General features: G+C 51.8%; 12 protein-coding genes. 4 read left to right on the top strand and 8 right to left on the bottom strand.

Annotation, left to right across the window (positions count from 1 at the left end):
* Positions 1 to 18 precede the first annotated feature (18 nt).
* Genes AC6I7T_RS07915 through AC6I7T_RS07905 form a run of 3 tightly spaced genes read left to right on the top strand, consistent with a single transcriptional unit; the run spans position 19 to position 3,314 of the window.
* On the top strand, positions 19 to 1,458 hold the full coding sequence (locus AC6I7T_RS07915; protein ID WP_497792812.1) for an N-acyl-D-amino-acid deacylase family protein: 1,440 nt from the start codon (positions 19 to 21) through the stop codon (positions 1,456 to 1,458).
* Positions 1,459 to 1,513: 55 nt separating this feature from the next.
* Positions 1,514 to 1,906 carry a RidA family protein gene (locus AC6I7T_RS07910; RefSeq protein ID WP_497792811.1) on the top strand — a complete coding sequence of 131 codons (393 nt, stop codon included), beginning with the start codon at positions 1,514 to 1,516 and terminating at the stop codon, positions 1,904 to 1,906.
* 40 nt (positions 1,907 to 1,946) lie between these two features.
* Entirely contained in the window at positions 1,947 to 3,314 is a 1,368-nt protein-coding gene (locus AC6I7T_RS07905; RefSeq protein ID WP_497792810.1) for a GntT/GntP/DsdX family permease, read from the top strand.
* 315 nt (positions 3,315 to 3,629) lie between these two features.
* Here AC6I7T_RS07905 and metH read toward each other — a convergent pair whose 3' ends face one another.
* From metH to cyaB, 5 genes are all read right to left on the bottom strand, one after another.
* Positions 3,630 to 7,469, bottom strand: a complete 3,840-nt coding sequence (metH, locus tag AC6I7T_RS07900; RefSeq protein ID WP_497792809.1) for a methionine synthase — start codon at positions 7,467 to 7,469, stop codon at positions 3,630 to 3,632.
* A gap of 258 nt (positions 7,470 to 7,727) precedes the next feature.
* Complete coding sequence (locus tag AC6I7T_RS07895; protein WP_497792808.1) at positions 7,728 to 8,093, bottom strand: hypothetical protein; 366 nt, start codon at positions 8,091 to 8,093, stop codon at positions 7,728 to 7,730.
* Between the two features lie 118 nt (positions 8,094 to 8,211).
* On the bottom strand, positions 8,212 to 9,957 hold the full coding sequence (locus tag AC6I7T_RS07890) for a methyl-accepting chemotaxis protein (protein ID WP_497792807.1): 1,746 nt from the start codon (positions 9,955 to 9,957) through the stop codon (positions 8,212 to 8,214).
* 33 nt (positions 9,958 to 9,990) lie between these two features.
* Entirely contained in the window at positions 9,991 to 10,374 is a 384-nt protein-coding gene (locus tag AC6I7T_RS07885; RefSeq protein WP_497792806.1) for an energy transducer TonB, read from the bottom strand.
* 104 nt (positions 10,375 to 10,478) lie between these two features.
* On the bottom strand, positions 10,479 to 11,048 hold the full coding sequence (gene cyaB, locus AC6I7T_RS07880; RefSeq protein ID WP_497792805.1) for a class IV adenylate cyclase: 570 nt from the start codon (positions 11,046 to 11,048) through the stop codon (positions 10,479 to 10,481).
* Between the two features lie 64 nt (positions 11,049 to 11,112).
* On the opposite strand from cyaB, the gene AC6I7T_RS07875 reads away from it, so the two are divergent.
* Entirely contained in the window at positions 11,113 to 12,165 is a 1,053-nt protein-coding gene (locus tag AC6I7T_RS07875) for an L-threonylcarbamoyladenylate synthase (protein WP_497792804.1), read from the top strand.
* A gap of 97 nt (positions 12,166 to 12,262) precedes the next feature.
* On the opposite strand, the gene AC6I7T_RS07870 is transcribed toward AC6I7T_RS07875, so the two are convergent.
* From AC6I7T_RS07870 to AC6I7T_RS07860, 3 genes are all read right to left on the bottom strand, one after another.
* Positions 12,263 to 12,733, bottom strand: a complete 471-nt coding sequence (locus tag AC6I7T_RS07870) for a hypothetical protein (RefSeq protein WP_497792803.1) — start codon at positions 12,731 to 12,733, stop codon at positions 12,263 to 12,265.
* 152 nt (positions 12,734 to 12,885) lie between these two features.
* Positions 12,886 to 13,947: an SPL family radical SAM protein gene (locus AC6I7T_RS07865; RefSeq protein WP_497792802.1), complete on the bottom strand. Its 1,062-nt coding sequence runs from the start codon at positions 13,945 to 13,947 to the stop codon at positions 12,886 to 12,888.
* Between the two features lie 163 nt (positions 13,948 to 14,110).
* Positions 14,111 to 14,536: a BrxA/BrxB family bacilliredoxin gene (locus AC6I7T_RS07860; RefSeq protein ID WP_497792801.1), complete on the bottom strand. Its 426-nt coding sequence runs from the start codon at positions 14,534 to 14,536 to the stop codon at positions 14,111 to 14,113.
* Positions 14,537 to 14,634: the final 98 nt, after the last annotated feature.

The following is a 14,634-nucleotide window of genomic DNA, read 5'->3' as shown; positions in this document are numbered from 1 at the left end:
TTGTTGTAAAACAGGCTTATGGTTCCTCATTGCGATGTTTTGATTCGAAACGCTAGTGTCATCGATGGAAGCGGTTCTGAGCCGTATTTCGCAGATGTGGCGATTGAAGGAGATCGTATCTCTGCAATCGGAAACCTGAAGGGCAGCCGTGCGGAACAAGAGGTCGATGGCCTTGGGCATGTTCTGGCTCCTGGTTTTATCGATGTTCACACTCATGACGATACAAATGTGATTCGTATGCCGGAGATGCTTCCCAAACTCTCTCAAGGTGTTACGACGGTTATTGTGGGCAACTGCGGCATCAGTGCTTCGCCGGTCCGTCTGCATGGAGATCTCCCGGATCCTATGCATTTGTTGGGAAACGCAGATGTGTTTTGCTATCCGACCTTTGCTTCTTATGTAGAGGCTGTTCGTAAAGCTCAACCCTCAATCAATGTCGCGGCTCTGATTGGGCATACTTCCTTGCGTAACAACCATATGGACCGGCTTGATCGGGCAGCTAATCCTGCCGAGCTTGAGGGCATGCAGGAACAATTGCGTGAAGCAATGGATAACGGTGCCTTAGGGTTGAGCTCCGGACTCGCGTATCTTTCCGCATATTCATCTTCGACTGAGGAGGTCCTCTCGCTCGTAAAGGTCTTGGCCGATCGCCATGGAATCTACACGACGCATCTGCGGAGCGAGACGGAAGCAATTCTGAAGGCGATTGATGAGGCTTTGGAGATTGGGCAGCAAAGCAAAGTTCCTGTCGTCATCTCTCATCTGAAGTGTGCCGGGATTGACAACTGGGGCCGTACTGGCGAGGTTTTGGGAATGCTGGACGGGATCGGCGGCGAGCCCCCTGTGTGGTGGGATTGTTATCCGTACACCGCTAGTGCCAGCACCTTGGATATACGTCAGGTCGATGAGCGCGTAGAGATCATGATCACGTGGTCGGAACCGCATCCGGAGATGGCAGGGAAGACCTTGGCGCAAATTGCGGGTAGTTGGGCGGTGGATCAGCGCGAAGCCGCGAAGCAGTTGCAGCCTGCCGGGGCCATCTATCATTGCATGTCGGAAGAAGATGTGAATCGGGTATTAGCTCATCCCAAGACGATGATCGGCTCGGATGGTTTGCCGAATGATCCGATGCCTCATCCGCGATTGTGGGGAACTTTCCCTCGAGTATTGGGTCACTATAGCCGCGAGCTCAAGCTCTTTCCTCTCTCGATCGCCGTTCACAAGATGACAGGAATGCCTGCTAAACGATTTGGTTTGCTGAAGCGCGGTCTGGTGAGTGAGGATTATATGGCGGATCTCGTGCTTTTTGATCCTGAAAAAGTGCGTGATACAGCTACATTTACCCATCCTGCTCAGCCTGCAGACGGTATCAAAGCTGTTTGGGTAAATGGTTCGTTAGCCTACTCGGATCGCATGACCAGAGGAAAACGTGCCGGCCGGTTTTTGGCACATCAGTGACATAGCTGGAGTATGTTGGGTTTTAGCATGATTCCAGACGAGAAAGGAGTGTTGCATGAGCATTAAGCGTTACGGCGTAGAGGGCGGAAAGGGAACAGGGGGGCAGCATCTACCCTTTGCTCGCGCGGTTGAAGCAGATGGCTGGCTATTTGTATCGGGGCAGGTCCCGATGGTGAATGGTGAGCTGGTATCGGGGAATATCATTGCCCAATCGCACCAGGCAATCAAGAATCTCCTAGCCATTCTGCAGGAAGCGGGATACGGGCCAGAGCATGTGGTGCGATGCGGCGTGTGGTTGGACGACCCGAGGGATTTCCAATCCTTCAATGGTGTCTTTAGACAGTACTTTGGCGAAAATCCACCGGCGCGTTCGTGTGTAGTTTCAAGCATGGTGGTCGATTGCAAGGTGGAAATCGATTGTGTTGCCTATAAGGCACCTGCTCGTTGAGTATTATTGCTTCAATCGTTTCTATTCTCCCGGAGAGTGAATGGATGTGCATGCTCCTGTGATCGACGGTCATAGCATCTTCCTGCTCAGCATGGCACTGAGCGCGATTCTGGCACTGATTCTTCTGATCGTGCTCGGCAAACTCAATCCTTTCCTCTCTATTCTGGTTACCTCGCTTGGCTTGGGTGTTGCCGCCGGGATGCCGTTCCAGACGATTGTCAAATCGTTCGAAACGGGCCTGGGCAATACCCTTGGTCATATCGCTGTAGTTGTGGCACTCGGCACAATGCTCGGCAAGATGATGGCCGAGTCTGGTGGCGCAGATCGTATTGCGCACACTCTCATCGATGTTTTTGGAGAGAAGAATGTGCATTGGGCCATGATGGTGATTGGACTGGTTGTCGGACTGCCGGTCTTCTTTGAAGTGGCCTTTGTTCTCCTGATTCCAATTGTTTTTACCGTGGTCCGTCGAACGGGCAAGTCTCTAGTGCTTGTTGGATTACCTATGCTGGCAGGAATTTCCGTGGTTCACGGATTGGTTCCTCCGCATCCTGCGGCACTGTTAGCCGTAACTATCTACAATGCCGATATTGGCCGAACTGTTTTCTACGCCTTATTGGTAGGCATCCCTACCGCTGCTCTCGCAGGACCGGTTTACGCAAAGTTTATTTCGAAGCGTGTTCCTCTTGAGGACCGTAATCCGATTGCCGAGCAGTTTACCGATCATGGCGATAAACAGAATCTGCCCAGCTTTGGCTTAACGATAGCAACCATACTGCTTCCTGTCGTATTGATGCTCGTCGGTAGCTGGGCCGACAAAATCGCCGTACGTGGGGCCTTTGCAAATCGCGGATTGCACTTCTTGGGTGATCCTGATATGGCACTGTTCCTGGGCGTCATGGTGAGCTTTTGGACTCTTGGAAAACTGCGTGGGTTCACCCGAGAAACGGTTCTGAAGTTTACGAATGAATGTCTGGCTCCTACGGCAGTGGTGACATTACTGGTGGGGGCAGGCGGTGGCTTTGGACGGATACTGCAGGACAGCGGCGTATCGCAGGCAATGATTCAAGCCGCGATGCATATCCACATCTCGATTCTGCTTTTAGGATGGCTGATAGCGGCATTGATCCGTCTGGCTACTGGGTCAGCCACCGTCGCACTAAGTACGGCTGCAGGCATCATTGCTCCCCTGGCTCAACATACACCTGGTGTTCATCCGGAATTGTTAGCCATTGCTACAGGCGGAGGTTCCCTGATCTTTTCTCACGTAAATGATGGAGGCTTCTGGCTTGTGAAGGAATACTTTCATATGAGCGTGGAGCAAACGATCAAGACATGGTCCATCTGCGAGACGATTATTTCGATTACGTCTTTGGTGTTGGCTTTGGGGATCTCCGCTGTACTCTAGGCCGTTCGTCTTTGTGCTCGATATGGATTAACACAAGCGACGATTGTGCCGGAGGAGTGACTACCGCAAGCATTCCTTTCTGGGCGGAACAAGCCTGAAATGCTCCAGTTCAGGGCTTTGGTGCCGAGGTGCGATTTTTCTCATCAAAGTCTTTTACCAGCTGATCTGTTATATCCATGTTGTTTGCCGCTCCGGATGCCACGTTGCAAGAAGCCAAAAGCTAGAGCATTAATATCGTTGAAAACAAACGCCCAGCAACCATGTTGGTCTGCTGGGCATTTATTTGAGACTTGATGGCCTCACTCCGGCTGGATGTTATTTAGCTACAAGCGTCTCCACCGGGTCATAGTTCAAATTTGGGCCTAGCCATCTTTCTATCTCTTCCAGGCTTATTCCTTTGCGTTTTTGATAGTCTTCGACTTGATCACGGTCAATCTTGCCAAGGCTAAAGTAGCGCGACTCCGGATGTCCAAAGTAGAGACCACTTACGCTTGATCCTGGCCACATCGCAAAGGATTCAGTCAGCTGCATGCCGATTTTTGCCTGTACGTCGAGTAGCTGCCAGATTGTTCCTTTCTCCGTGTGATCAGGGAAGGCGGGGTATCCGGGAGCAGGTCTGATGCCACGATATTTTTCTTTAATAAGCTCTTCGCTGCTCAGATTTTCTTCCCGTCCGTAGCCCCATTCCTCTCGGACTCGCTTGTGTAGACATTCAGCGAAGGCTTCGGCCAAACGATCTGCAATTGCTTCTGCCATGATTGCGTTGTAGTCGTCATGGTCTGCTCTGAAGCGATCACAGAGTTCCTTTAGGCCTATTCCACTGGTTACTGCAAAAGCTCCAATATAGTCGGGAAGCCCGGTTTCCTTCGGTGCAACAAAGTCAGAGAGTGCCCGGCATGGTTCGCTGCCTTCTCTGTTTGCTTGCTGACGTAGGAAGTGGAAGCGATCGAGTACTGCCGTACGCGTATTATCTGTGTACAGTTCAATATCATCGCCTATCGCATTTGCGGGGAAGAATCCATAGACTGCGCGAGCGGTAAGCAGATTCTTCTCAATAATTGTGTCCAATAAGGCATTGGCTTCTTCAAAGATTTGCCGTGCCTGTGCTCCATGAACCTCATGATCCAGGATGCGTGGATAAACCCCCTTTAGTTCCCAGGTATGGAAGAAAGGGCTCCAGTCGATAAATCTACGCAGTGTTGCGAGAGGGAAGCTTTCCAGCACTCGAACGCCGTTGAATTCAGGTACAGCAAGATCTTCAATTCTCCACTGAATAGAAGTGCGCCGCGCTCGAGCTGTTGCAATCGGGATGATTGATTGCCGTGGAGCTGCATGTGCCCTGCGAAGCGCATCGTACTCGGCACGATTTTGAGTAATGAATGCCTCTTTGCTCTCGTCATCGCTCAGCAAGCTGGTTGTCACGGGAACGGCGCGGCTGGCATCTAGAACATGAACCACGGGTCCGCTATAGTTTGGAGCAATCTTGACAGCAGTGTGTGCACGGCTTGTGGTTGCTCCACCAATTAGCAGTGGAAGATTGAATCCTTGGCGTTCCATCTCTCGCGCCACATGCACCATCTCGTCGAGCGATGGTGTGATCAGACCGCTGAGTCCGATTACATCAGCCTTCTCGGCCTTTGCACGTTCGAGAATTTTTTCGGATGGCACCATGACTCCCATGTCGATTACTTCGTAGTTGTTGCAGGCAAGAACTACACCCACGATATTTTTACCGATATCGTGAACGTCGCCCTTTACTGTGGCCAGAACAATCTTTCCTTGTGTCTTGACTTCCTGGCCTGCAGCAACCATCGATGCTTTTTCCTCTTCCATGAAGGGAGTCAGATAGGCTACTGATTTCTTCATGACGCGAGCAGATTTGACCACCTGAGGAAGAAACATCTTGCCAGCACCAAATAGATCGCCAACGACACCCATTCCGTCCATCAAGGGGCCTTCGATAACGGCAAGAGGACGTCCTAACTTGGCGCGAGCTTCTTCGGTATCGGCCTCGATATATTCGTCGATGCCTTTGACGAGTGCGTGAGTAAGTCGCTCTTCGACTGTGCCCTTACGCCACTCTTCCGTCTTCTTCTCCGTCGTAACAGTATCAGTACCTGCAGACTTTAGCGCTTCGCCTAAGTCCACCAGATGCTCGGTCGCATCGGGACGGCGATTCAGCAAAACATCTTCAACCAGCTCCTTCAGCTTTGGATCGATCTCCTCGTAAACCTCAAGCATGCCCGGGTTCACGATGCCCATGTCCATACCTGCGGCGATGGCGTGATAGAGAAAGACGGCATGCATCGCTTCGCGGACCTTATTGTTCCCGCGGAAGCTGAACGAGATATTGGATACACCACCGCTAACTTTCGCGTGCGGAAGGTTTGCCTTGATCCATCGCGTAGCGTTGATGAAATCTACAGCGTAGTTGTTGTGCTCCTCGATGCCTGTGGCGACGGTGAGGATATTCGGGTCGAAGATGATGTCCTCGGGCTGGAAGCCGACTTCATCGACCAGAATCCGGTAGGCGCGTTCGCAAATGCGAATCTTGTCCTCATAAGTTGCGGCCTGACCTCGTTCATCGAAGGCCATCACTACGACGGCTGCACCGTACTTCAGGATTTTGGCGGCATGCTCGCGGAACTTTTCTTCGCCTTCCTTCAAAGAGATTGAGTTCACAATGCCTTTGCCCTGCAGGCACTTAAGACCAGCTTCGATGACCTCCCATTTCGAGGAGTCCACCATGAAGGGGACCTTTGCAACCTCAGGCTCACCGGCTAAAAGTTGCAGGAATCGAGTCATGGCCGGGACCCCATCAATCATTCCTTCATCCATGCAGATGTCGATGACGTTTGCTCCATTTTCGATCTGCTGCCGAGCTACGCTGACCGCTTCCTCATATTTGCCTTCCTTGATCAGTTTGGCGAACTTGGGCGAACCGGCTACGTTGGTTCGCTCTCCGATCATGATGAAGGCGCCCTGTTGCTGGGTGAATGGCTGTGAACCGGATAAGCGAAGCGGCTTAATCTCAGCCGGTTCGGCATTCTTGCCGGCGCTTCCGATCGACATGGCTTTTTGTTCGCGCGGCGGAATGCTTTCGAGAGCCTTTGCAATTGCCGCGATATGCTCCGGTGTGTTGCCGCAGCAGCCTCCGGCAATGTTGATCGCACCCCTTTGAGCGAAATCACCCAGGAACCGGCCCATATCCTGAGGTTGCAGGTCAAAACCTGTCGGAGATAGAGGATTTGGCAGTCCTGCATTTGGATAGCAGGAGATTGCTGCATCCGCTTTCTGTGAGAGCTCTGCAAGAAAGGGATACATCAAGTCCGGTCCAAGGGAGCAGTTGAGCCCAATCGAAAGTGGCTTCACATGCTTTACCGCGTTCCAGAATGCTTCGATTGTCTGGGCGGAGATCATGGTCTCGCCACCCCGTCCAACTGCGGCCGAGATCATGATGGGTAGCTCTTTACCGTCTTCATCAAAGACTTCGCGAAGAGCGACTAATGCGGCCTTGGCATTCAGCGAGTCGAAGATGGTTTCAACCAGGAGCAGGTCCACTCCTCCGGAAATCAAAGCCCGGATCTGGTGTTTGTAGGCGTTTCTGACCTGATCGAAGGTGACGACACGGAAGCCTGGATCATCGGCATCCGGAGAGTTCGAGAGGGAAACAGTCAAAGGCCCAATCGAGCCGGCGACAAACCTCTGGCGCGAGGTCGCATTGGCGACCCGGTCAGCCCATTCCCGGCACTGCTGAGCCGACTTTTCGTTGATCTCCCAAGCCAGATTGTTGAGGAATTGATCCTCGATGATGTTCTGGTAAAAGTCGGGGTCCTTACGTCCACCCTGCTCGCGGGGATCGTCTACGAAGAACTCGCTCTGGGAGATGCTGGTAGCCCCGAAGGTATTGGTCTCAATGATGTCGGCACCTGCTTCAAGAAAGCGCCGGTGGATATCACAGATCATCTTCGGCTGCGTGAGCGAGAAGAGGTCGCCGTTGTTGAGCAAGTCTTTCTTTGAGTCCTTGAAACGCTCTCCCCGCATATCGGCTTCCTTCATGCCATAGGTGCGGATTGTTGTGCCCATCGCACCGTCGATAATGGCAATTCGGTTTTCGAGGATCTTCTGAAGAGGATGTTTGCTGATTGTAGTCATGACTCCCTAAAGGCCTTGCTTGCGGCTAAGTTGTTGATATCGAGAGATGTCCCGACAGGCACACTCAATGGCGGCATTGAAGAAATAGATACTCACTATTTACTCAAATGACATCAGACCATGCCTATTTGATTATCTCATTCGATTTTTGATCTTGGTTGCCGGTGTATAGCCCGGTATTTAGTTCGTACTGAAGGACATCCTTTTACTTTTCAGGCATTTTGATATCGAGATGTTTTCCCCGGGTAATTCTGAGCCCTATCCTTCAAGAGTTTGAAAACCTGGGTTCATGATGAGAATGGCGGATTGAGGTCCTGAGTTGTGCACTGCCAGGATTTTCTTTGCTTCACAAGCTGTACATCCGGCCAGAAGTTTTATTTCGGTGTCCTGCTTATACCCGTCGACTGTACAGACAATGCCGGTAAGGGAGAAGCGGTCTCCGCTGCCAACCCAGACGTCGATTTCTTGACCGTCTCCGCCGCATGTTCCCTTGAGGTATCCGTAGTCGAAGGGGTAGTAAAAATCCGGGAATCTTGGGTGAGTAGTCCCCTTTGGGCGGTCAATCACAATTTCATGGGATTCAAGAAAGCCTCTGAGTTGGTGCCAGAAATGGGAGTCGATCATGACATGAATAATGTAGATCTGGGGGCAGGGGCTTGCAGTGACAAAAAAAGAAGAGGCAGATAAATGTTCTCTGCCTCTTTCGTGAGTGCGAGTTAGTTCGCTTTCTGGTGCTTAATAGTTAGTCTCCGTAGCTGTGCACCATGCTCGTTTGAAGGCGTGGTACTGAAGGTGTAAGGCCAGGACGTTGGTGAGACGAGTAAGTGGAGTCGTCCACGCGGAACTGGCTGATGTACTCGCGAAGGCGCCGGGCGCCGGTTTCAAGGGATTCGATCATGCGCTGCGTTTCCGGAATGGCTGCTGCGCCGTCGGTTCCAAGTTTGCTGATAACATCCAGGTTTTCGCTGGACTGCTGTGCTGCGGAAGTCTGCTGCGAAGAGGCGGTGGCAATCTGAGCAATCATTTGATCGACCTGATCGGCCATGCCGATGATGCGCTGCAGCGACTCGCCTGCACGGGTTGTGGTGACCATGCCTTCTTCCACCGTTTGGGTTCCGGTTTCCATGGCTCCGACAGCTTCCAGCGTGTGCGTACGAATCGTGCCAATCATCTGGGCGATTTCGCTTGTAGCATCGCGGGTGCTTTCTGCCAGGCGCCGTACTTCACCAGCCACAACTGCGAAGCCGCGTCCCTGTTCTCCGGCACGAGCTGCTTCAATTGCAGCGTTCAAGGCAAGAAGGTTGGTCTTTTGTGCAATCTCTTCGATTACGTTGACAATGCGGATAATCTGGTCGGATTCCTTGCCCAGACGTTGAACGGTCTCAGCGGTACCACGTACTGAAGTGGAGATGCCCTGCATGCTGTTAAGCATCTGCTCAACGATGGCGCCACCTTCACGGGCGGTCTTGGAGGCATCCTTAGCTGCGACTGCAGCGGTTTGAGAGTGACGGCTAACTTCTGCGATGCTGATGGACATCTCTTGCATCGTAGCTGCCGCCTGATGGGTCTGCTGACTTTGCTCTTCGGTTCTCTGGAAGCTGTCCGACATCGAGGTTGAAAGTGCTTCAGCCTCAGTGTGGATGGTTCCGGAGATCTCATTCATGGTGCGGATCATCTCGCGCAGATTTTGCTGCATACGGTTGACCGAAGTTGCCAAAGCCGTGACTTCATCGTTGGATTCGATCTGCAGAGATTCACCGGTGATATCACCGTCGGCAATAGCTTCTGCGCGCTCTGCAACCAACTGAATGGATTTGACAATGCGCCGTGCCAGCTTGCTGGAGATGAAGCCGCCGATTATTGCGCCCAGGATAGTTACGATCCACATGACAAGGATGACTGCACGGGCAGAGGACGCCACTGCTTGCGTAGTGTTTGCAGTTTCAGCTGTCTGGGATTGGATTGTTTCGTTAAGGAGATTGTTCAGTTTCGATTCATGATCGGCGACATCGACGCGAAGCAGGTCGTAAGCTTGTCCTGCAGCATCGCTTCCCGCTCCGATTGCCATCTGTTCGACCTTTCCTTCGGACTCTCCTAAGGTTCGGGTCTCTTTTACGATGGCTTCAATACGGGCTTTATCCGGGCCGAGGTCGTACTTTGCATTCATCTCTTCCAGATGCTTGGCTTCCTGTTCAACCTTCGCCCAGTTCTTTGCGCGCTCGTCTTTGTATCGACCAGCGAGAGATGGATCAATGCCGAATAACAGATATGACTTCAGGGACGAAGTGGAAAGATCGACTTCGGCGCGTAAATCGCGGATGCCGCTTAACAACGGCACCCGCTCTTCAGCGACGCTTGTCGAAAGACGACTAACCCTTTGCATGATTACAAATGCCACTAAAGAACTCAGTAGCATTGAAGCGATCAGCACTCCTGTGCTGATACTGAATTTGGTCTGTAGTTTGGTCTGATTCAGACTCTGTGCCATGATCCTTGATCCTTACCCCGCTTTCAGTTTGGGCTAGTCTGCCATCTGGAAATTCACATCGACTTCTACAGTGGACTGTCCCGATCCTGAAGCAAACTTCCAGCGGCGCACGGCATCTTCCGCAGCTGGAGCAAGCATCCGGTTACCACCCAGAGCCTGGGCCTTCACAACGCTGCCATCGGCTGATACTGTAACGGAGACTTTTACGACTCCAGAGATCTTCATGCGCTTTGCGAGTTCGGGGTAAACAGGGGGAACACGATGCTCAACCTTGCGATCTTCTGCAAGCGCCGAGGCAGGAATGACCACAGCTGCGCCCATCGAGAAAACCATTGCTACTGCGGCAACGAGGCTCAAATGACGGGATAGCTGGGTTCGGGTTTTGAGTTTAGGCAGAAATTGATTCAAAAAAGACATGGTTTCGCACCTCACGAAGCGAGAGTTCGCTCATACAACTTATCGTCATAAGTTTTGGTTACTTGAAGGTGCGTGTATCGAAATAGGACAAACTTTAGACTGAATTAACGAATTAAATCGAAGGTCAGATGTTCGGCGGTACTTCCCGTCTCGTTTCTCCAGGTTTCGAAGAGCCTTCCGTAGCTTTCCGTCATAAATTCCTGACGACCGATACCCAATTTTTCTGCAATGTGGTCTATCCACTCAGGGGGACCTTCGAGTTCCGCGAAGAGGCCGATTGGGGTTTCGTCCAGGACACAGTGGCCGGTGGAGTCCGCCCATTCGGTACGCCATTTTTCATACCGGAAGCAAGCCTGGTATCCGAGTTGTTTGAAGATATGGGCTAATGCGTCGCCGTCTTCGAGGCGAGTCTCTGTTTCTTCGCGATGTTTATGGTGTTCCGTCGCTCCGGGATCTTTGGGTAAACGCTTATAAGTAAGCACCCAGCTCTCGCCATACTGGCGAATACGCAGAATCTGTTGTTCCTTGCGAAGTTTTCTGTCGGGAGTATCGAAAAGCGTGTTGCTCTCGAAGGTACGAGGTGTGACTTGATGAAATCCCGCATTCTGCAATCGTCTTTCAAGGTCAACAGCATCGTTTACGCGGAATTTGATCTCAGTTTCAATCACAGTCATAGGCCGGAGTATAAGACACTTTCGGGTTCCATACAGGATCAGGGGCGATAATGTTCTTAATACTATGAAGACTCTGCGTCTCAAGATTGACGCCGCCCATTTGGACGCTCCCGAATCTTTGCGGGCGTTGGAGACTGCCTCCCGCATTCTGCTTAGCGGCGGTTTGGTGGCCTTGCCAACCGAAACGGTATACGGCTTGGGGGCAAACGCCCTTGATTCAAAGGCTGTAGAAAAGATTTTTGCCGCCAAGCGCCGCCCGTCTTGGGATCCGCTCATCGTACATGTTGCCGATGAGGAATCGGTTCAACCAATTACGACAGAGATACCGGAAACAGCAAGATTGTTGATGCGTTCCTTTTGGCCCGGCCCCCTAACGTTGCTGTTGCCGCGTTCGGAGACGGTTCCTCCGATCGTAACCGCCGGACGAGAAAAAGTGGGGGTTCGTATGCCCTCCCATCCCGTTGCCCGGGCACTGATCCGGCATGCCGGTATACCAATTGCGGCGCCCAGTGCAAATTCATTTGGTCGGACCAGTCCGACACGTGCCGAGCATGTCTTGGAGGATCTGGACGGACGCATCGATGCTGTTCTGGATTCGGGAGAGACTACCCACGGCCTGGAATCCACGGTGATGGATCCCACACTGAGCCCACCCGTGGTGTATCGTCCGGGGATAGTCACTTTGGAACAGTTGCGCTCAGTTTGCGGCGCAGTTTGTATGTTTGTGGAGCACTCCCAGGCCTCAGCTTCTGCCCCTGAAGCTCTCCCGTCTCCCGGAGTGGGTATCCGCCACTATGCACCACGAGCTCGTCTGATTTTGATCGAGGGCAATATCGATCAGCAGCGAGAGCAGTTTTCGGCTTTGCAGGAAGAATGGAAGGATGAACGTCTGGGGTTGATGCTTCCCGAAGGATTCACCCCTCTTGCGGAGACCTCTGCCACAGTGTTTCAGTGGGGCCGTTGGTCTAGTCAGGAAGAACTCGCTCAAAGGCTTTTTGCCGGCTTGCGCGAGCTGGACTCTGCAGGCGTGAAAGTAATTTTGTGTCCTTTGCCCTCTGAGCAAGGGATTGGCCTCGCGCTTCGAGACAGGTTACGCAAGGCAGCCCGCGAAAAATAGAACAGACTATCCGGTGAGTCTTTCTTCAGAGCGAGAGAGACTCATAACTTTACTAAGTATTCCGTTTTATTTCAGTGAAGACGATTCTTATAGAAGCTTAACTTTCGGGATCGTTGGCTTTGTACAGATACTTAATGCTGGATTTGTAAATAAGAACACGGCGGCTGTTTCTTACCTTAATCGCATTCCGGTCATACCACTCGATTTGACCTTCAATTCTCTCGTCGCCTTCCAGAACGAAGACGAGCGGGGTCTGCATCTGCATCTGCTTCTGGAAATAGAAAGCCTCTGCATGACTGCTTTCCGTATGTGCAGAACTATTTTCGAGTGCGATTTGGTGGACGAGCATGGGTGAAGGCTCTCGCCTCCGTACATTACGTGTGCCTGTGATACCTGGTAAAGAGGGGCGAATAAGTTTCCTTGGCCCGATTACAGGTGGGACCACCGGATTTTCAGATCCCTTCGTCGAGGAAGAGGCTGGCTGAAAGCTTAAGCTGCGCTGCTCCGGAACTGGCTTGGCTGCCACCGGTTTCGGAGCGCCTTGGGGAATTGCTGCAGGATTAGGCATAAATTTCAGTAATGATTAAGATGCTGTTTCACAGCTCGCCGTTCCACGCCGGAAAAAGATCCCGCGCTAGTGGTCTTTTATTCTTTGTTTCGGCAAACGGTTAGCTTAATGCGTATCCTAATCCTAGTTTCTGATTACTCCAATAACTCCTTTTATCCTTCTTGTAATTCCGGCCATAGCCAGGGTTGGCTAGGTTGTTGGGACGAAGAAGCCTCCTCCCGATTTTGGTTCGCTACTGCTTCCCAGCGATGCCGGTTTAGTCCGTGCGCTTTACAAATAGCTTGAACTAGGGACTGGATTCGTTGGCTATATGCCTTGGAAACGAAGGCCCTTTCCTGGAAGCGTTGCTCATAGCTCGGAACCAGCTTTGGAAAGTGCTGACGAAGAAAATCAAGAAAGATTCCGCGGGAGCAGGATTTTAGAAATAGTGGCTGGGCATAGAAAAAGGATGCATCAGCTTGGCGTGATTTGTATGCCATAGTGTCGAATGCCGTGAAGTTATCAGTTATTCCAGGGAAGATCGGAGAGCAGAGAATGCCGGTACGCAAACCCTTACTTCGTAAACGTTGCACTGTTCTGAAGCGTAGGTCTGGTCTCGGAGCCCTTGGTTCCAGAATCCTGGCGAGTTGCTGGTCCGCTGTGGTGATTGTGAGATGCAGTGTGAGCTTATTCTTGCCTGCAATCCGAGTTAGTAGATCGATATCTCTTTCGATCAAGGTTGATTTGGTGACAATTCCGATATACAATCCAGATCTTTCTGAAAGAACTTCCAGCAGGCTGCGTGTGATTCCGGCTCGTCTCTCTATGGGCTGGTAGGGATCGGTTGCTGTTCCGATGGCTATTTCTTCGCCAGGCCGTATCTTGCGCAGATCTTGCTGCAGTATCCAGGCTGCGTTTTGCTTGATGAAGATAAGCTTTTCGAAGTCTTCCGGATTTCGGAATTCCATGAACTCGTGGGTATAGCGAGCATAGCAATACCGGCAGCCGAACTCGCAGCCCCGATAAGGATTGAGGCCTTTGGCAAACATCACCCGCTTCGAGGAACAATCACTCAAAATAGAGCGGATCTCCAGGCTTCGATATTCCACAAAGTGACCGTTGTCGAGAACCGAACCCTGAGCTGCCAGTTGAGCAATGCCTTTCCCTTGCAAATTCCGAGAATCGGTCAGAATAGGGAACAAGTTGTCCTGAAGCAGTAGACCTTGTTTCGCCATTTGTTCGCCTCTAGCAGAAAGCGTAGCGAGGTTTGAGAGAAGAGTCAATGTGGAAGGCGAGTAGGTTTCGGGGATATGTAGGCTTTTGGTTGCGGCTGGAGAAGTGTTGAAGGGAAGCAGCGAAGCCGGAGGGGAAAGTCCGGCTTCGTTTCGCGATATAGCCTTAAACAGTGGCCTTTGCGCAGAATTCATCGAAGGCACGAGTCAGCTCCGCAGCAATAGCCTGAGCTGTATTGACCTCGATGAGCGACCGTTGCATCAGGTATACAAGCTTTCCGTCGCGGAGAATGGCGATAGCAGGGGATGAGGGAAGATTTCCCTCAAAGTACGAGCGCGCTTGTTCGGTTGCTTCCCGGTCCTGACCCGCGAAGACGGTGATTGCCTGGTCTGGCAAGTTGCTGTGTTGCAATGCCATGCGTACTCCTGGCCGCATCTTTCCGGCCGCGCAACCACAGATTGAATTTACGATTACCAACGTCGTTCCCGGCTTGGCTAGGGCTGCATCGACTTCGGCGGCGGTTTTTGTTTCTTTGACCCCTGCGCGTGTGAGCTCTTCGCGCATGGGAATCACCATGATCTCTGGGTACATTTCATTCCTCCGGCTTTCTAACTTTCAACTCGCTTCTTTACAACATCTTTCTCCTGATCGACCAAGTTGACATTGATCACGAGAGAAACGTCATAGGG

The organism is Humiphilus diazotrophicus, from assembly GCF_059726315.1.
Note: the sequence above shows the minus strand (reverse complement) of the source record. Positions and strands in the feature narration are given on the sequence as shown.

Coding starts and splice junctions, on each gene's coding strand:
- AC6I7T_RS07915 (WP_497792812.1), top strand. CDS start 19: ATGGTTCCTCATTGCGATGTTTTGATTCGAAACGCTAGTGTCATCGAT.
- AC6I7T_RS07910 (WP_497792811.1), top strand. CDS start 1,514: ATGAGCATTAAGCGTTACGGCGTAGAGGGCGGAAAGGGAACAGGGGGG.
- AC6I7T_RS07905 (WP_497792810.1), top strand. CDS start 1,947: ATGGATGTGCATGCTCCTGTGATCGACGGTCATAGCATCTTCCTGCTC.
- metH (WP_497792809.1), bottom strand. CDS start 7,469: ATGACTACAATCAGCAAACATCCTCTTCAGAAGATCCTCGAAAACCGA.
- AC6I7T_RS07895 (WP_497792808.1), bottom strand. CDS start 8,093: ATGATCGACTCCCATTTCTGGCACCAACTCAGAGGCTTTCTTGAATCC.
- AC6I7T_RS07890 (WP_497792807.1), bottom strand. CDS start 9,957: ATGGCACAGAGTCTGAATCAGACCAAACTACAGACCAAATTCAGTATC.
- AC6I7T_RS07885 (WP_497792806.1), bottom strand. CDS start 10,374: ATGTCTTTTTTGAATCAATTTCTGCCTAAACTCAAAACCCGAACCCAG.
- cyaB (WP_497792805.1), bottom strand. CDS start 11,048: ATGACTGTGATTGAAACTGAGATCAAATTCCGCGTAAACGATGCTGTT.
- AC6I7T_RS07875 (WP_497792804.1), top strand. CDS start 11,113: ATGAAGACTCTGCGTCTCAAGATTGACGCCGCCCATTTGGACGCTCCC.
- AC6I7T_RS07870 (WP_497792803.1), bottom strand. CDS start 12,733: ATGCCTAATCCTGCAGCAATTCCCCAAGGCGCTCCGAAACCGGTGGCA.
- AC6I7T_RS07865 (WP_497792802.1), bottom strand. CDS start 13,947: ATGGCGAAACAAGGTCTACTGCTTCAGGACAACTTGTTCCCTATTCTG.
- AC6I7T_RS07860 (WP_497792801.1), bottom strand. CDS start 14,536: ATGTACCCAGAGATCATGGTGATTCCCATGCGCGAAGAGCTCACACGC.